This is a genomic window from Robiginitalea marina (assembly GCF_024006985.1).
Classification (GTDB): domain Bacteria; phylum Bacteroidota; class Bacteroidia; order Flavobacteriales; family Flavobacteriaceae; genus Robiginitalea; species Robiginitalea marina.
Genome location: NZ_JAMXIB010000008.1, coordinates 106,435 through 123,715, shown reverse-complemented (window position 1 = coordinate 123,715; position 17,281 = coordinate 106,435). Strand labels below are relative to the sequence as shown.

The window sequence follows — 17,281 nt, the reverse complement described above, 5'->3', positions numbered from 1 at the left end:
TTTTATTCCTGTCCGCTTGCCAGAGCAAGCTTTCCGGATTTTCGCGCTTGCGCGCGACAATCCGTTCTATCCCTTACTGCAAATAGAAAAGTGAAGCGCCGATGGCGCTTCTAACTTTTTTCCTTTAGCCTGGCTTTCGAAAGTAAACTTTCGGCGCAGGCTAAACGAAAAAAGTGGTTTGCTTTCGCAAACCACTTTTCTGCTTGGTCGGGATGACAGGATTTGAACCTGCGACCCCTTCGTCCCGAACGAAGTGCGCTACCGGGCTGCGCTACATCCCGAAAAAGTGCGACAAAAATAGCAAATTCCTTTACAATTTTATTGAGGGGCTTCAAAGGTTTAGGCAAAGCATAGCGGATTTAGCCGGAACGCCCCCATTGGCCTGCCCAGGGCCATGCAGGGAAGCGTCCAGGGATCCGGGTAATCTGGGCGATGGGTACCTGTAATTATTTTTTGGTCGCCTTTGCGCCATCTATTTGAATTTACTGATATATTTACCGGAAGGGAAGAAAGCCCTTTCCTGTTCGGGGTAGATACCCAAAAAAGGCAATTTACCCCAATCTGAAAGTTCCCAAGGGGAACGCAATGTAAGATGGTATTGCGTTTGTGAAAAATCTCCACAGGTTTGAAGTTTACTTTTTAATATTAACTACTTATTACTTAAATTATGAAATACTTCCATTCCCTTTTAATCGTATTGGCGCTCTCCCTGACAAGCTGTGGGAGTTCTGTAAAAGTCCTTAGTTCATGGAAAGGGGAACCCGGGACCATTGAAAAATTCAAACAGAAAAATGTACTTGTAATCGCCCGGACAGCCGATAACCAGGCCCGTACGGCCTTTGAATCTGAAATTGTAAAGGGCATGACCGAAAGGGGGATTAAGGCTACGGAAAGTTATAAGAAAGTCCCCAGGTTGAACCCCCAGCGCGAAGTCAGTGAAGAACGGGCGCAACAGGTCCTGGAAATGATCCAAAGCGAGGGATTTGACGCCATTGTACTGACCACCGTGAAAGACAAACAGCAAACGACCCAAACCACTACTTCCGGGGTATCGGTAGGTATGGGGTATGGCGCCTACTACCCGGGCCATTATGGGGGCTTTAACAGTTATTACCGCTATCCGTATGCCTATGGGCCTTATTACAGTGCCGGGGGCTACATCCCCACCGGCAGCACCACTACTACCTTTACCACGTATGTTCTGGAAACGGTGGGCTATAACCTCGATGAGGCCGAGGAGGACCAGCTGGTTTTTGTGGTGACCTCCGAACTATCCGATCCGAAGGATGCCTATAAGGCTGCGGAAAAGTATGTGGCCAAAATCTCGGAGGCCCTGGGCGGAGAGTAAGGTTCCCCGGGCACGTATTGACTTAAAAAAAAAATGCCGCCTGGTTCCTCCTGGCGGCATTTTTCTAAAGGGGCGATAAGGAATCAGTCATCCAATTCCCCAATGATGGGGATGCTCTCGAATAGCTCTGTGCGTATCTCGGCCTGGATATACGATTCGAGCTGGTGGAACTGGGCTGCCGCTATAGACCCGGCGGCCTTCCTGATTTTCTTGTAGTAGGTGTCGACGAGTTTGTTGTTGGCATTGCGGAGTTTGATGGCCTTGCCCATCAGTTCATCCGTTTGTTCGGCAGTGATCCCGCTGTACTCTTCGGCATACCGCCTGATCAGCTCAAAACGCTCCTTGCCAAGGAGTTTTCGCTTCACTTCGTATTCATCGTATAGTTTCCAGAAGGCGTCGGCCTGTTGGCCTTCCAAATTGATGAACATGGAGGTGATTTGTTTTTTCTCAGCTCCGAAGATGGACTGGATAAAGTCAATTTCTTCTACATTGGATTGGGCACGGCCCGACAGGATCCCCAGGATCAGCACGGACATGGAAATAAGGACTGTTTTCATACGGGTGTTTTTTCAGGTTATTAGGTGTGTTTCAAAAGAGCCGGCCCTAAATGTACGGTTTTAATTGTTTTTCCGGAATCGGGGGCATTGCCGGAATTGCAATTTTCCGATAGTGTATACCGGGGCGCCCTGGCCATCGGTCCAAAAGGTTCCGGATCAACACGCAAGGATCCGATGCAGGCCCCGTCATTTTCCAGCGTGTTTTGAAAGCGAGGTTTTGCTGGCCCAACCCCCCAAGGCCCGGGGCTATGGGCATTGACCCTTCCGTTTAAGGCCCTGGCGTGAAGCCCTTGTGCCAGAGGGGTGTGGCCAGGACCGCCCGAGGAGCGATATCTTTTTTTTGCAAAGATTTGGGTATTTTCGGTGGGGAAAAAGGTGAAACCACTAGCTTTCGGCCGCAAACAAAGTCGAAACTTCCGGTTCCCAACCCTATGCAAGGGATTTTGCGGATCCGAAAAATCGGTATGAAAGTAATTTTCAACACTGCCGCAGTAGTTCAACTCCTGCTGGTCATGCTTCTGCTGGCCCGGTGTTTCCTGATCGTGTGTCGTTGTGTTTTCCCGGTAGAGATTATCCCGTTTACGCAATCAAAATATTACCTTTAAGAACCAATCATACAATGCTTTAAACCCTCCAGTACTATGAAAAAAGTGATTCTCTTCTCCGTCTTAATGTTGCTTTCCCTGTCCTGGGGCTACGCCCAGGCCGTTGAAATTACCCCGACTTATGGCTACCAGTTCGGAAGCAAACTGAACTATGGCCCCAATTACATAAAATTGGATGACAGCGGCATGTTCGGGATATCCCTGGGCTACGAGATCCGTTCCAACTATATGCTTGAGGTTACCTATATCAACATGAGCACTGAACTCCGCATCCGCGACCGGATTGCCAGCCCTTCGGAGAGCAGGCTATCCGATCTCAATGCAGACTGGTTCATGCTCGGGGGGACCCGTTACTTCGGGAACGACAAAGTGCGGCCGTTTTTTGGCGGGCAGATCGGATTTTCCGTTTTTTCCCCCGACAACGTTGATCGCGATATCGCGCCCCGGGGCCTCGACAGTGTTACCAAGTTTAGTTTTGGGCTCAAAGGGGGTGTGGTGGTGATGTTTACCGAACGCGTGGGCCTGAATTTGCAGGGCAACCTGTTGTTCCCGGTGGAATGGGGCGGATTTTACGTCGGCGCCGGCACCGGTGGGGTGAGCTCGGGGGTAAATGTGGGCAGCACCATTGTCATGGGCGGTTTCAGCGGAGGGCTGGTCTTCCGTTTGGGGACCTAGGGGCTTTTCGAATGCTGCAAGGCTTCATGGTCCTCCCTCGCCAGGGGAGACCAAGGCCTTCCCTCTCCGTTTGAGGGGTTATCCCGGGCCACCGTTGGTGGATAGGCATAAATCCCGGCCCGAACCTATTGCACCAATCATTATTTTATTATCTTTCAGGAGTTCCCCACTTAATAACCAACATCAAAGGGTCTTATGGTGGCTCCTCAGATTTTTGTTGCCAGGGATATTAATGAGATGGCCTCCGCCTTTGTAGGCTGGCAGATGGACGTCATCCAGCAGGAAAAGGGCACTTTCCAGGGCAACCTAAGGGGCTTTTCCCAGCTCGAGGGGAAGGTGAATTTTTATTCCGCATATACCGGAAAGCGGGTATTTGCCAATGGCCACCACCTGAAGGGGAGCGTTATGTTCACCTTCATTGATTGCCCGGGCCGGTGCATCTGGAACGGAGAAGAGGTGACCCGGTCCAAACTGCTGGTCACTGATGCCGAAAGGGGCCTGGATGTGGATGCGGCTTCTGGCTTTACCTCCTATTCGGTGAGTATCGATGAGGCCCTGTTGGTCGCCTGGTTGAGGTCTGAAGGGATCCCCCTGCCCCTGAGTTGGAACTTCACTATCGATTTGCAGTCGGTCAAACGGCGTGCAACAGCAGGGAACCTCAGATGGATCATCATTAATGCGATTCAATTCGGGAAATTTGAAGTGGCAGAATTGAAATGGGCCCTTTATGAGTTGCTGAATCCGGAGTGCCAGAATTGCATGAAGTATATCGCCGTGAACTTTGTGGCCATACACGAAATCGTCGAGTTCATCCACCAGACTATCCGGTCTGGGAAGGATGTGGACGTGGAAGCCCTGGTGGACCTGTATGGCGGGCCCATGCGCACGTTATATTACAATTTCAAAAAGTATACGGGGTTTACCCCGCACCGGTATATCAAGAACCTGAGGCTTGCCATGGCCCAGAAACTGTTAAAAGTGGCCGATCCCTCGTTTACAGAGGTACGGGCTATTGCCTACCAGTTGGGATTTATGCATTTGGGCCAATTTTCAGCGGATTATAAGGGACTTTTTGGAGAAGTGCCTTCGGAAACCCTTAGGCGAAGGCAGGTCTTGCAGTAGGGACCATTGTTCGGGTTCCCCGGTATCCGATTGGCCCGGTGGCGCTCAAGGGCTGGTGGTGGCACTACCGACAGGGTTTTCCTGAATAAAGTATATGTTCACAGTTTATTTTCCCGGGTAATGTTGCAAAATCCTGATAGTGTCGTGCTCAAAATGTATTTTCTTCGAAGCGGGGTTTATGCCTGTTTCCCTGGTCTATGAGGGAGGCAAAACACGTACTCGAGAACCTGTAGCTATCCATTTTAAAATAATCAACCTAAATACTTTAAAACTTATGAGAACTCTTGCCGAATGGAAAAAGTTAATTCTGATTGCCCTGGTCCTGGGAGTTTCGGCGTCCCTGGAGGGGCAAAAAAAGCCGAACATCCTGGTAATTTGGGGCGATGATGTCGGATACTGGAACATCAGCCACAACAATCACGGGATGATGGGGTACAACACCCCCAACATAGACCGAATTGCAAAGGCTGGACTTTCCTTTACGGATTATTACGCCCAGCAGAGCTGTACCGCGGGCCGGGCAGCCTTTCTGGGAGGCAATGTGCCCGTGCGGACCGGGATGACCAAGGTAGGTATGCCCGGGGCGCCCCAGGGCTGGCAAAAAACCGATGTTACCATTGCCACGGTCATGAAGAGCCAGGGCTATGCCACCGGCCAGTTTGGGAAAAACCACCAGGGGGACCGGGATGAGCACCTGCCCACCATGCACGGATGGGATGAATTCTTGGGGAACCTCTACCACCTGAATGCCGAGGAAGAGCCTGAGAATGAGGATTACCCGGCCGGGATGGTGCTGGCCAACGGGAAAAAGTTTGAAGAGGTTTTCGGACCCCGCGGTGTAATCCACAGCTGGGCTGACGGCAAAGGCGGCCAGCGGATTGAAGATACCGGTGCCCTGACCAAAAAACGGATGGAAACCATCGATGACGAAACCGTGGCCGCAGCCAAGGAATTCATCAAGAAGCAGGTTGACGCGGGTCAGCCTTTCTTCACCTGGTGGAACGGGACCCGGATGCACTTCAGGACGCATGTGCGCGAAGACCGCAGGCACCCTGGAAATGACGAGTATACAGACGGGATGATCGAGCATGATATGCATGTGGGCATGTTGCTGGATTACCTGGAAGAACTCGGGATCGCCGACAATACCATCGTGTTTTATTCCACCGACAACGGCCCCCACTTCAATACCTGGCCGGATGCGGGTACCACCCCGTTTCACGGCGAAAAGAACAGCAGCTGGGAAGGCGCTTACCGCGTCCCTGCCTTTATCAAATGGCCGGGCAAGTTTCCGGCCGGTGAGAACCGAAACGGAATCGTATCCCATGAGGACTGGCTGCCTACCTTCGCTGCCATTGCGGGAAACCCGAAGGTAGCCGAACAACTCCGCAATGGGGTAAGCCTGAACGGAAGGAGTTATAAAAACTATATCGATGGGGTCAACCAGCTGGATTACCTGATGGGTAAAACTGATGAATCGGCCCGCAAGGGTTTCATTTATGTAAACGACGGCGGGGAGGTTGTGGCCCTTCGCTACGGACCCTGGAAGGCGATGTTCCAGGTCCAGCGTGCCAAGCAATTGTCCCTCTGGTTTGAGCCTTTTGTCAAGTTGAGGGGACCGTACCTGTTCCATTTAAGGAGGGACCCTTTTGAGAAGGCCCTTGAGGGATCCAATACCTATTGGGACTGGTATATCGACCGGGCTTTTGCCCTGGGGGGCATGCAGTATTACGCCATGAACTGGCTAATGACCTTCAAGGATTATCCGCCCAGCCAGGTACCCGGCGACTGGAGCCTCAGTACCATTGAAGAGCAGATCAAGGGGATGATTCCCGGCAGTAAGTAACTTTAAGGTACTAAATCAGGATTTTAAAAGGCCGCCTTTGTTTCGGGCGGCTTTTTGTTTAATTGGAAAATTATCCCTGTTATGAAAGTGAACATTTATACAAGCCTGTTGATGGCACTCCTCCTGGTCCCTTGTTCATGCAAAGAACAAACCCCACCGGAGGGCGAAACCGTATCTGTCGAAACCACCTCTGTGGACCCCCTGCCTTCCTGGAACGAAGGTAAAACCAAGGAGGCTATCATGGCTTTTGTGGAAGGGGTAACCAGGGAAGGCAGCCCAACCTTTGTCCCTCAGGCTGACCGCATCGCAACCTTTGACAATGATGGAAACCTCTGGTCGGAGCAACCTTTTTATTTTCAGTTGCAGTTTGCCATCGACCGGGTCAGGGCCATGGCTTCCGATCACCCCGAATGGAAGGACCAGCAGCCATTTAAAGCCCTGCTGGAAGGGGATATGCAGGCCCTGATGGCTGAAGGGGAACCCGGGCTCATTAAACTGGTGATGGCCTCTCATGCAGGCATGACTACAGCTGACTTTGACGCCTCTGTGAAGGACTGGCTGGAAAGGGCCAGGCACCCCCGGTTTGACCAGCCCTACAATACACTGGTCTACCAGCCCATGCTGGAATTGCTGGACTACCTCCGGGACAACGGGTTTACCACCTTTATTGTTTCCGGAGGAGGGATTGATTTTATGCGCCCCTGGACCGAGGAGGTTTATGGCATCCCCCCCCACCAGGTGGTGGGCAGCAGCATTAAAGCCGAATTTGACTACAACGCAGGGTCCCCGGTGATCCGCAAACTGCCGGAACTGGATTTCATCGACGACAAGGCCGGCAAGCCCGTGGGTATCCATAAATTTATTGGTAAAAAACCCATATTCGCCTCCGGAAACTCCGACGGGGACCTGCAGATGCTCCAGTATACGGCTTCCAACCCGAAGGGCGCCTTTATGCTGTACCTCCATCATACGGATGCAGAACGGGAATGGGCCTATGACCGGGATTCCCATATCGGCCGCCTCGACAAGGGCCTGGATGAGGCCCGGGAAAAGGGTTGGACCGTTATCGATATGAAAACCGACTGGAAAGTGGTTTATCCCTTCCAGACAGTGGAATAGCCTCTCAGGACAGGGTTGGCTGTCAGGGTTTTATGGAAGCATTGGTGTTTTAAGGTGCGAAAGGAAATTGCAGCCTTGTGGTGTACCTTGCCGTTGGGGGAGGGGTCATTGCCCCCATTCAAGGAGGATTGCACTTCCCGGTTTTTCCGTCAAAACTCAAAATTCGTGACGAAGTTCAACTGATGGAAGTTGCTGATATTGAAAATGACCTCGGGCGCGTTGTTGTTCAGGTTGTTTTTGTAGACGTACAGCAGCTGCATGTGCATTCCTTCCAGAAAACCCTTGAAGGCGTAGTCCAGTTTCAGGTTCACCTGCTGGTAGGCATCCAGGTTGTATTTATTGAATTCGTAGGCATTAACCTCGGGCCCGAAAAGCCGGGTGTATTCCAGGCCCCCGGTGAAGTGGTCCCTTCCAAAATGCACTTCTGTCCCCAGGGTAATGATATCTGTATCCCCAAAGCCCTCGAGGCGCGAGCGTTGCGTGGAGGTGTAAAACTGGTCCCGCCCCAGTTCCCTGGGGAAGAGGTAGCGGCCTGTGTCAAACGCATGGGTATAGGCACCCCATAGGTCCCAGTCCCCAAAGTGGTAGCGGACCCTTCCACTGAGCACCTGCCCCCGCTCCCCGGGTTGCATGTAGCGCTGTTCGTATTCCAGGTCGTTCTGGAAGCCATCCGGGAACTGGACGGAGTACTGCAGGCCAAGGCCCCAGGCGTTCTTGCGGTATTCCAGGGCTGCCCAGGTAATATGGGAAATATGGTGCAGGTAATACTGGTAGAATTCCAGCCTGAAATCGCGCAGGCGGGTGTGGTACCCCAACATGGCCAACCCGTCTGACTCCAGGTGTTCGTGGTATTCCGCCTCCGTGCCGTCTGGCTGGAACCCATTGAAGGAAAGGCCGATCCCTTCATTGAAATCGAACCATTCCACGGTGCTCCGGGGCGAAATCCGGTCAATCCAGGTCACTTGCAGGTGGTGGTTATCGGCCGGGGCGTAGTTCAGCCAAAAGCCCTTGAAGGCAAAGGGCTTCATGCGGCCGTCGGACCGGTTCAGCAAGGGGGTGTCTTCTATTTCCATTTTTCCGTAGGTGATATTCCCCCTGGAAAAATTGTACCGGACGTAGAGTTCCTCAAGCCGGTCCAGGTCATTGAAGTTCCCCAGGTTCAGGATGTCGAAGAGTTCATGCTCCCACTTGGAGACCCGCCCGACAACCGGATCCGGCTCATTCAGGTCGTTGGAAAACAGTTTGTAGGTGAAGATTCCGGCCGCCCCGAACTCAAAATTATAGAATTCGTGGGAGCGGAACCGCATGGAGCCGCCTATGGCGTTTGCATAGTAATCCCTGAGGCTGCCCTCATTGTGGGTGCTCATAAAGAAGTTGCGCAGGTGGCCCGTGATGGTCCCCAGCCCGAAGAACTCCTGCAGGGAATGCAACCCCCCATGGATTTCCTGGGTGGTATCAGGGAGTTGGTGCTCCAGCATGTTACGTTCTTTTGCTTTGACAGGATTTACATGCTGGGAACGGAGGGAAGGTCCACCTGCGATGAGGAGTATCCCGAGCAGCGGGATGATCCCTTTTCTGGTAAGGAAAGGCATAGGACGGTAATTTCGGTAACCCCAAAGTTGTGAATTAATGGTGAACCGGAAAGTGACAAAAGTCACCTTACTCCCGTAAATCGATTTTCCAGATTTTCTGAAGCCTTTTGATCAGGGGGTTTACGGTCAGACCCTGCCCGATGATGGAGAAAATCACCACCACATAGGTCATTACCAGGAAAAGGTCCCGGTACATTTCCTGGGTCAGGCCCAGGGCCAGGGCAATGGAAATAGCCCCCCTCAGGCCACCCCAGGTCATCACCAGGTTGGTATGCGGCAGGAATTCCAGGGGCCTTTGAAAAATGCGCACGGGTAACAGCAGGGAGGCATACCGGCACAGCAGGGCTATGGGGATCATCAGGACCCCGGCCAGGATGTATTCCGATTCTAGGTCCAGGACCAGGATTTCCATCCCGATCAGGACAAAGAGGATGGTATTGAGCAGGATGTCGATCAGTTCCCAGAATTTATCCACATAGGTTTCCGTGATTTCCGACATGGCCAGGGAACGGTTCCGGCTGCCACCTACAAAAAGCCCGGCGATGACCATAGCCAGGGGTCCCGATACATGCAAGTACTGCGACAGGACGATCCCCCCCATTACGGCAGCCAGCGAAATAATCACCTCCACGGCATAATCGTCGATGCGGCGCATCATCTGGAAGGTGATCCACCCCAGTACAACCCCCAGCATGACCCCCCCGAATACCTCGTGGACAAAGAGTTGGCCCACCTCCAGGATGGAGAATTCCGCCCCCGGGCTTTTTGCCAGGCTGAAAATGGTGAGGAAAATGACCACTCCAACCCCATCATTGAAAAGGGATTCTCCCACGATTTTGATCTCCAGCTTTTTGGGTGCCCCAATCTGCTTGAGGATCCCAAGGACGGCAATGGGGTCGGTAGGGGAGATCAGGGCCCCGAAGAGCAGGCAGTAAATGAAGGGGACTTCCATCCCAAACAACCGCACCACGTAATAGCTCGCCCCCCCGATCAGGAAGGTCGATACCAGCACCCCAAAGGTGGCAAAGGCAAGGATTGGCCACCGGTGCTTCTTTAATTTCTCCAGGTCCGTATGCAGGGCACCCGCAAAAAGCAGGAACCCCAGCATGAGGTCGAGCAGGACGGTCTTGAAGTCAATATGGGTGATGATATAGCGCTCCGCCTCCAGCAGGGAATCGTCGATATAGCTCAGGGCAAATACCGCCAGGGTAAAGGCAATGCTGATCACGGTAAGCCCTATGGTGTTTGGCAGCTTGATAAAACGCACGTTCCAGTAACCGAATACAGCGGAGATCAGTACCAGAATGGTGGTGATGACAAAGTAGTTCATAGGGCCGGGTGTTATTGAAGGGGAATCCCGAAAGTACACCATATCTGCAAATACGTCAAGAAAAATCCGGGCCATCGGCCCGGATTTTCACAGGAACTTGTTCTTGCAAGCCACTAATTGATCCGCTTGATAACCAGGCTGGAAACCCGGTTGTTGATGCCGGTGGGCAGGCAACCCTCGTCCCGGGTATAGTGGGCCAATTGATTCAGGCAATTATTGACAACCCGGGTCCGGGAGCCACACCAGGAGATTCAGATCGATTGTTCGATAGGTACCACCACGGCCTTGATCGGGTTGTTGGTTTCCAGGGTGGCATTAAAGGCCCGGATCAGGCCGAAAAGGCCCTCGATGTGCCCCTGGTCTGTAAATGAAAAAAACAGGCTGGATTCGTTCCCCCCCCGCTCCCCGGGAAACCAGCTCCGGGCCATCATCAGGGAAGGGGCCGTCTTGTAGCCGTCGATTTCCGAACCGCTGAAACTCTCGATGCCGGCCTGCTTGAAAAGCCGGAGGACATCGCCCTTGAACTGTTCTACTGCTGTTACGATTACCAGTTTCATCTTACTCTTCTTTATGGTTTTTTCGCTCTATGAGGTAATACACCAGGGGCACCACCAGTAAGGTCAGTACCGTGGAGGCAATGGTCCCCCCCATAAGGGAGATGGCCAGCCCCTGGAAAATGGGGTCAAACAGGATCACAAAGGCCCCGATGACCACGGTCCCGGCCGTAAGCAGGATGGGGGTGGTGCGCACCGCCCCGGCTTCGATCACTGCTTGCTTCAGGGGGACCCCGTCGGCCACGCGCAGGTTTACGAAATCGATCAGCAACACGGAGTTCCGCACCATGATGCCCGCCAGGGCAATCATCCCGATAAAGGAGGTGGCCGTAAAAAAGGCGTCCAACAACCAGTGTCCGATCACGATCCCCACCAGTGAGAGGGGGATGGCCACCATCATGACCACCGGGGCCTTGAAGTTCTGGAACCAGCCCACGATCAGGATGTAGATGATGACGATCACCCCGGCAAAGGCCAGGCCCAGGTCGCGGAAAACCTCCATGGTCACCTGCCATTCCCCGTCCCATTTCACGGTAAAGTCATCTTCGTACTCCGGGGCGTTCAGGTAGCGTTCCTCCAGGGTGTACCCCGGGGGCAGGGGAAGGGCCTTCAGGCGTTCTTCCATGCCCAGGATCGCATATACCGGGCTTTCCAGTTCCCCGGCCATGTCGGCCAGCACATACACCACCCTCTTGAGGTTTTTACGGTAGATGCTGTAGGGTTTTTGTCCTTCCTGTATCTCCACCAGGTCGCCCAGGGGTACCACCCCCCCCTGGCCGGAGCGGACCTGGAGCTGGGAAATATCCGCCACGGACGCCTTTTCTTTTTCATCCAGGGCCAGCACCATCCCCACCTGGTCCAGGGCTTTTTCGTCGTACAGGGCGCTGATGGGCTCCCCGGAAAGGGCCAGGTGCATGTTCCGGGTAATCTGGCCCGGGGCTACCCCGTAACGCAGCGATTTTTCACGGTCTACCTGGTAGGTGAATTCCACCTGTGGTTCTTCCACCATCCAGTCCACATCCACCACATCCCGGGTCCGGGCCAGGAGCTGCTGCAGGGAATCGGCAAGTACAATCTGCTGGTCGTAATCGGGCCCGTAAACCTCGGCTACGATGGTGGAGAGGACCGGGGGCCCCGGGGGCACTTCCACCAGCTTCACATTGGCGTTGTAGGCCGCCCCGATCCGCTGGATTTCCGGGCGCAGGGCTTTTGCGATGTCGTGGCTCTGGGCCGACCGGTCGTGTTTGTCTGTAAGGTTTACCTGGATGTCGGCCATGTTGCTGCCCCCCCTCAGGTCGTAGTGGCGCACCAGGCCGTTGAAGGTAATCGGGGCGGAGGTGCCCACATAGGCCTGGTAATTCACCACCTCGGGCCGGGTGCCCAGGTACTGCCCGATTTCCCGGGCGACCACCGCGGTGCGTTCCAGGGTGGTGCCCTCGGGCATGTCGATGACCACCTGGAACTCGTTCTTGTTGTCAAAAGGGAGCATCTTCACCGCCACGGCGCGGGTGAAGAACATGGCGACCGACCCAAGCAGCAACAGCACGGTAATCCCCAAAAACAGGTATCGTTTTTTGCGGTTCTCGATCAGGGGTTTTTCCAGGCGCTCATACCAGCGGTAGATAAAGGTCTTCTGCAGGTCTTCTGAACCCTGTCCAGGGTCCTTAGACCCTTCTTTGTCTTTTTCCCTGAGCAGGAGGTACCCCAGGTAGGGGGTGATGGTCAGGGCCACAAACAGCGACAGGATCATGGCGATGGACGCCCCGATGGGCATGGGCGACATATAGGGTCCCATCAGGCCGGAGACAAACGCCATAGGCAGGACCGAGGCGATCACGGTAAAGGTCGCCAGGATGGTGGGGTTGCCCACCTCGTTGATCGCATACAGGGCGGCCTGCTTAAAGGGTAGGCGCTTCATTTTAAAGTGCCGGTGCATGTTTTCGGCAATGATGATGGAATCATCCACTACGATTCCCGTAACGAATACCAGGGCGAACAGGGTAATCCGGTTCAGGGTGTAGTCGAGCATATAATAACTCAACAGGGTCAGGGCGAAGGTGATGGGCACCGAAAGGAAGACGACCAGGCCCCCCCGCAGCCCCATGGCCAGCATCACCACCAGGGTCACAGCCACAATGGCGCCGATCAGGTGCATCAGGAGTTCCGAAACCTTTTGGGAGGCCGTTTCCCCGTAATTCCGGGTCACTTCCACATGGACGTCATCGGGGATGAGGTTTTGCCTGAGGGTTTCCACCTTATCGAGGATCACCTGGGAAATCTTCATGGCATCGGCCCCTTTGCGCTTGGCCACCGAAATGGTTACGGCCGGGTACTCCGAAGGGTAGTCCGCGCCCCGGGCGCCCGCCTGCCCGAAGCCCATGGAAACGTAATTCACCGGCACCTCGGGGCCATCCACCACCGAGGCGATTTGCTTCAGGTACACCGGATGCCCGTCCTGGACCCCGACAATAAGGTTTTCCACCTCCTGGGCCGACCGGAAGAACCCACCGCTTTTCACCAGGAATTCCGTATCGTTCCGGTCAAAGCTGCCGGCGTGGGCCTGGGTATTGGCACCCTGTACCGTTTCAGCCACTGCGGCAAAATCCAGCCCGCTGGCGGCCAGCCGGTCCTTATCCAGGACAATGCGCAACTCGCGGCTTCGGCCCCCAATCCGTTTGGTCACCGAAACTTCCGGCACTTTTTCGATTTCTTCAGCCAGTTCCCCGGCCATTTTTCCCAACTGGAAGTCGTCGTAGGTTTCGCTCCACAGGGTGAGGGCCAGCATGGGGACATCATCAATGGCCCGGGTTTTCACCAGGGGGAAACTAACCCCCCGGGGCATTATGTCCATGTGTTTGTTGATCTCGTTGTACAGCTTCACAAAGGAGCGCTCAATGTCTTCCCCCACGTAGAACTGCACGATCACCATGGCCTGTCCCTGGCTGGCTGTGGCGTACACGTATTCCACCCCGGGAATGTTGAAGACCAGTTTTTCAAGGGGCTTGACCACCCGCGATTCCACTTCCTCAGGGCTGGCCCCCGGGTAGCGGACAAAGATGTCTGCCATGGGGACATCGATCTGGGGCTCCTCCTCCCTGGGGATTAGGAAGGAGCTGTACACCCCGATGACCATGAAGACGATCATCAGCAGTACGGTGAGTTTGGAATCTATAAAGGCTCGGGCGATTTTGCCGGCTAATCCGTCTTTCATCTTTAGAATCTTCTGGTTACTGAATCCGGAGCGGGGCCCCGTTATAGAGTTTTCCTTCGGCGGAAATGATCAGGGTTTCCCCGGGCCGGAGTCCGGAAAGCACTTCCACCTGCTCCCCGTATTCCCGGCCCAGGCGGAGCCAGCGCAACAGGGCTGTCTGGCTTTGGCTGACCGTGTAGACCCCGGTGAGCTGGCCCTGGGTCACTATGGCTTCGCGGGGGATCAACAGGGACCCCCGGGCTGGCCCTGCTTTGGGTTGGCCCGGGAAGCGGACACTGGCATACATGCCCGAGCGGAGCCCTTCCACTGGTTTGGGAAGGCTAATCGTCACCCGGTATTGCCCTCCTGTGGCCATGGCGGAGGAGCTCAGCTCGCTTACGGTTCCCGGGACTTGCAGGCCCAGGGATTTGATGAGGACCCTGGCCGTGTCGCCCTCCCGTACCCTGCTAACCTCATTCTCGGGTACCAGGGCGCTCACCTTGAAGCGTCCGGGGTTCTCCAGGCCCAACAGGGGCATTCCCGGGCTGGCCAGGTCCCCTTCTTCGGCATATTTCTGGGTGATTACCCCCGAAAAAGGCGCCCGGATGCGGACGTATGACCCTTCGGCTTCCACTTCGTTTTCCATTTCGCGGGCCGCATTCAGCCGGGCGGCAGCCATTTCAAAACGGGCCGCCATATCGTCCAGTTCCTTTTGGGAGGCACTTTCGGAGGCATAGAGGTTCTGGAACCGCTCGAAATCTTTCCGGGCATTTTCATAAGCGGCCTTCGCCTCGGCCACCCCGGCCCGGGCCTGGGCTGTTTTCGCCTGCAAGCCTTCATTTTGGAGGGAGACCAGGAGTTGACCTTCGTTTACAGTTTCCCCAACCCTGGCATGGATGCGGGTGATGTACCCCATCATCCGCGTACTTACCCGGGCGCTTTGCCCGGCTTCCACCTTGCCGCTGATCGTTAGGAAGGCGGGCTCCTGGCCGGCCCCGGTCGGGACCACCCTGACCGCTACCGGGGACATGTTGCCGTTGGCGTCAGGAGTGGAAGAATCCCCGCAGCCCGAAGAGAAAAGTGTGGCAGCTAAGGTGAGTAAAAACAGGTTTGATCGTTTCATGATTCCATTGTATTAGGGAGATGGATCCGCGGGATCCGGAAGATTTATTTATGGATTATCCTGCATTAAAAAATCCAGGTACGCCAGGGCGTAATTATATTCGAAAAGGGTTTGGTAGTACTCCAGCTGTTTTTGCGCGTACTGGGTTTCCGCGAACAGGAGGTCTGCGGTTTTCTCCAGGCCTTCCCCATATCGGTTGGTCCGGATGCGAAGCGACTCCCCTGATTGCCGCAGGGCCTGTTCACTGGTTTCCAGGTTAAGGCGGGCATCTTCGAAATTCCTTTGGGCCCGGGCCAGTTCCATATTGCTGCGGGCCTGGTATTGTTCCCATTCCAGCTCCGATTTCCGGAGTTCCGCCTTGCTCTTTTCGGCCCTTGCCAACCGTTGCGACCCCTTGAAGAGGTCCCAACTCAGTTGGGCCCCAAGGGTATAGCCACTGGCTCCGGTCCTGAACAGTTCGTCGTCGAACAATTCATACGACCCGAAGGCGTTCAGGGTGGGTAAAAAGGCCATTTTATCGGCCTGGTAGGCTTTCTGGTAGGCCTCGGAAGCCAGTTTTACCGCCTGCAGGTCGGGCCGGTTTTCGGGTACTGCGTCTTGCAGCCGGGGTTCGTAGGGCACCTTTGCCAGGCTATCTGCCGGGCGATAGGTGCCGGGTTGGGGGGCATTCATCAGGAAGCCGAGGTAATCCGAGGCATTTTCCACCTGGCTGCGGGCGGCCTGCAATTGGTTGCTCACTTCCCCCACGCGAACGGAGGCGGCCAGCAGGTCAGCCTTTTGCAGCAGGCCTTCCCGGAACCGGTCTGCTGCGATCTTTTCGTTGGCCGTTGCCGCTTCCAGGGCTTTTTCCAGGACCCCGACCCCCTTGTAGGCCAGTTGCAATTGCATATAGGCCTTCCGGGATTCCAGGGCGAGGTAGTCGCGGCTCCGCTCGCGCTGCAGGGCCGTCGCTTCCATTTTCAGGCGCGCAGCCTGCCGTTGGTACAGGCCTGAGACCTGGACCACGGGCTGGTACACCTCCAGCCGGGTCGCGAAGTTATCGGTCCGGTCGGGGTCGTTTAACCGGGCCGGGTCGAAATCGGAGGCCTGCAATACTTCCTGGTTCAGGCGGGAACCAAAAGCCATCAGGGGGTTGGTGGTCGTGAAGCCGGTGTGGGAGGCGCTGATGCTGGGCAGGAACACCGACCGCGTTTGCCGGTAATCGGCCCGTGCCTGTTCGAAATCGGCCCCGGCAATCTTCAGGCCGGTGTTGGCCTCCAGGGCGCGGGTTAAGGCTTCCTGTTGGGAAATCGGCACTTCCTGGGCCTGCAACAGGGCCAGGGGCCCCGGGAGGAAGATCATCAGTCGGAGTAGGACTCTGGACATGTTCGTCGTTTTTGTTTGGGCCAAAATTACCCCGGTATTCCGCGCCTTACAGTAACTTTCGTTACCTAGGCTGGAACACGGGTAAAGGCCGACAGACCTGTCCGGGATTGGGGTAATACGGAAAAAAGGAACCTTACCAAGTGGTTCGTCAGTTACAGGTTTCCCTGCCAGACTCCAGGATGGCGGTGTACGCTTCCTGGCTGAGGTATTGGGGGGTGTAGGAAGCCCCAAGGGCTTCCAGGCTGGCGCTGAAGGCGCGCAGGTGGTTTCGGGAACCGCATTGCAGGCTGCTGTAGACCCCAGTCAGGGCGGGAACGGAAGTCTGGTCGATCATGGCTTGCAGATCTACAATATCGAGATCTTCAATGGTGCAGCCCACAACCAGGGCCGCTTCCAAATCCGCTTCTCCCCGGGCGACCAGGGCATCGTACAGGCCCTGCAACTCCTCGTTGTTGTATGCACCGGGAGGCAGCGATTCATAGTCCACGCCATAGGTTGTCAGCAGTCCTTCCACAGACCCCACGTGCTGGATTTCACTTTGGGTAATATTGTCGAAAATCCGGCCCCCCCACAGGGAACCCAGGTAGGTATAGACGTTCCGGGCCAGCTTTTCCTCTTCCAGCAGGTATAGCAGGGCTTGCTGGTCCTCAGGCCCGAGGGTTTGTTCCGTTGTGATGGTTTCATCTGCAGCATCACCGTCGGAGTCGCATGAAAGGTTCGTTAGGCCAAGCGCAAGGAGGCCCGCAAGGAGCCCTCGCAGGTGGAGGGAAGAAGTGAGGGTCATAGTATTTTTTGTTAAATACGGGCTTTTAACAGTGGTGGTCAGCAATCTGGGTTACCGAATCGAAATCCCGT

Annotated in this window: 13 protein-coding genes and 1 tRNA gene; 5 read left to right on the top strand and 9 right to left on the bottom strand. The window is 55.0% G+C overall.

The window, feature by feature from the left end; genetic code table 11:
* Positions 1-204 precede the first annotated feature (204 nt).
* Positions 205-281: transfer RNA gene (locus NG653_RS11115), tRNA-Pro, on the bottom strand.
* 386 nt (positions 282-667) lie between these two features.
* Between NG653_RS11115 and NG653_RS11110 the strand changes: the two genes are divergently transcribed.
* Entirely contained in the window at positions 668-1,348 is a 681-nt protein-coding gene (locus NG653_RS11110; RefSeq protein ID WP_252741776.1) for a hypothetical protein, read from the top strand.
* 83 nt (positions 1,349-1,431) lie between these two features.
* On the opposite strand, the gene NG653_RS11105 is transcribed toward NG653_RS11110, so the two are convergent.
* On the bottom strand, positions 1,432-1,905 hold the full coding sequence (locus NG653_RS11105; RefSeq protein ID WP_252741775.1) for a hypothetical protein: 474 nt from the start codon (positions 1,903-1,905) through the stop codon (positions 1,432-1,434).
* 641 nt (positions 1,906-2,546) lie between these two features.
* On the opposite strand from NG653_RS11105, the gene NG653_RS11100 reads away from it, so the two are divergent.
* The 4 genes from NG653_RS11100 (at position 2,547) to NG653_RS11085 (ending at position 7,272) form a co-directional block, all read left to right on the top strand.
* Positions 2,547-3,185, top strand: coding sequence for an outer membrane beta-barrel protein (locus NG653_RS11100; protein ID WP_252741774.1), 639 nt, complete (start codon positions 2,547-2,549; stop codon positions 3,183-3,185).
* Positions 3,186-3,422: 237 nt separating this feature from the next.
* Positions 3,423-4,307, top strand: a complete 885-nt coding sequence (locus tag NG653_RS11095) for a helix-turn-helix domain-containing protein (protein WP_252741773.1) — start codon at positions 3,423-3,425, stop codon at positions 4,305-4,307.
* Positions 4,308-4,581: 274 nt separating this feature from the next.
* Positions 4,582-6,153: an arylsulfatase gene (locus NG653_RS11090; RefSeq protein ID WP_252741772.1), complete on the top strand. Its 1,572-nt coding sequence runs from the start codon at positions 4,582-4,584 to the stop codon at positions 6,151-6,153.
* Between the two features lie 81 nt (positions 6,154-6,234).
* Positions 6,235-7,272 (top strand): HAD family hydrolase, encoded by a 1,038-nt coding sequence (locus NG653_RS11085; RefSeq protein ID WP_252741771.1) that lies wholly within the window; start codon positions 6,235-6,237, stop codon positions 7,270-7,272.
* Between the two features lie 149 nt (positions 7,273-7,421).
* On the opposite strand, the gene NG653_RS11080 is transcribed toward NG653_RS11085, so the two are convergent.
* The 7 genes from NG653_RS11080 to NG653_RS11050 all read right to left on the bottom strand — a co-directional run bounded on the left by NG653_RS11080 (position 7,422) and on the right by NG653_RS11050 (position 17,210).
* Positions 7,422-8,750, bottom strand: a complete 1,329-nt coding sequence (locus tag NG653_RS11080) for a hypothetical protein (RefSeq protein WP_252741770.1) — start codon at positions 8,748-8,750, stop codon at positions 7,422-7,424.
* A 181-nt stretch (positions 8,751-8,931) separates the two neighbouring features.
* Positions 8,932-10,194 carry a cation:proton antiporter gene (locus NG653_RS11075; RefSeq protein WP_252741769.1) on the bottom strand — a complete coding sequence of 421 codons (1,263 nt, stop codon included), beginning with the start codon at positions 10,192-10,194 and terminating at the stop codon, positions 8,932-8,934.
* A 251-nt stretch (positions 10,195-10,445) separates the two neighbouring features.
* Positions 10,446-10,751 (bottom strand): hypothetical protein, encoded by a 306-nt coding sequence (locus NG653_RS11070; RefSeq protein WP_252741768.1) that lies wholly within the window; start codon positions 10,749-10,751, stop codon positions 10,446-10,448.
* Between the two features lies 1 nt (position 10,752).
* On the bottom strand, positions 10,753-13,959 hold the full coding sequence (locus NG653_RS11065; RefSeq protein ID WP_252741767.1) for an efflux RND transporter permease subunit: 3,207 nt from the start codon (positions 13,957-13,959) through the stop codon (positions 10,753-10,755).
* Between the two features lie 16 nt (positions 13,960-13,975).
* Positions 13,976-15,061, bottom strand: a complete 1,086-nt coding sequence (locus tag NG653_RS11060; protein WP_252741766.1) for an efflux RND transporter periplasmic adaptor subunit — start codon at positions 15,059-15,061, stop codon at positions 13,976-13,978.
* A gap of 48 nt (positions 15,062-15,109) precedes the next feature.
* On the bottom strand, positions 15,110-16,426 hold the full coding sequence (locus NG653_RS11055; RefSeq protein WP_252741765.1) for a TolC family protein: 1,317 nt from the start codon (positions 16,424-16,426) through the stop codon (positions 15,110-15,112).
* A gap of 148 nt (positions 16,427-16,574) precedes the next feature.
* Positions 16,575-17,210, bottom strand: a complete 636-nt coding sequence (locus NG653_RS11050; RefSeq protein WP_252741764.1) for a DUF2202 domain-containing protein — start codon at positions 17,208-17,210, stop codon at positions 16,575-16,577.
* Between the last annotated feature and the right edge of the window lie 71 nt (positions 17,211-17,281).

Coding starts and splice junctions, on each gene's coding strand:
- NG653_RS11090 (WP_252741772.1), top strand. CDS start 4,582: ATGAGAACTCTTGCCGAATGGAAAAAGTTAATTCTGATTGCCCTGGTC.
- NG653_RS11065 (WP_252741767.1), bottom strand. CDS start 13,959: ATGAAAGACGGATTAGCCGGCAAAATCGCCCGAGCCTTTATAGATTCC.
- NG653_RS11070 (WP_252741768.1), bottom strand. CDS start 10,751: ATGAAACTGGTAATCGTAACAGCAGTAGAACAGTTCAAGGGCGATGTC.
- NG653_RS11050 (WP_252741764.1), bottom strand. CDS start 17,210: ATGACCCTCACTTCTTCCCTCCACCTGCGAGGGCTCCTTGCGGGCCTC.
- NG653_RS11060 (WP_252741766.1), bottom strand. CDS start 15,061: ATGAAACGATCAAACCTGTTTTTACTCACCTTAGCTGCCACACTTTTC.
- NG653_RS11075 (WP_252741769.1), bottom strand. CDS start 10,194: ATGAACTACTTTGTCATCACCACCATTCTGGTACTGATCTCCGCTGTA.
- NG653_RS11080 (WP_252741770.1), bottom strand. CDS start 8,750: ATGCTGGAGCACCAACTCCCTGATACCACCCAGGAAATCCATGGGGGG.
- NG653_RS11095 (WP_252741773.1), top strand. CDS start 3,423: ATGGCCTCCGCCTTTGTAGGCTGGCAGATGGACGTCATCCAGCAGGAA.
- NG653_RS11105 (WP_252741775.1), bottom strand. CDS start 1,905: ATGAAAACAGTCCTTATTTCCATGTCCGTGCTGATCCTGGGGATCCTG.
- NG653_RS11055 (WP_252741765.1), bottom strand. CDS start 16,426: ATGTCCAGAGTCCTACTCCGACTGATGATCTTCCTCCCGGGGCCCCTG.
- NG653_RS11085 (WP_252741771.1), top strand. CDS start 6,235: ATGAAAGTGAACATTTATACAAGCCTGTTGATGGCACTCCTCCTGGTC.
- NG653_RS11100 (WP_252741774.1), top strand. CDS start 2,547: ATGAAAAAAGTGATTCTCTTCTCCGTCTTAATGTTGCTTTCCCTGTCC.
- NG653_RS11110 (WP_252741776.1), top strand. CDS start 668: ATGAAATACTTCCATTCCCTTTTAATCGTATTGGCGCTCTCCCTGACA.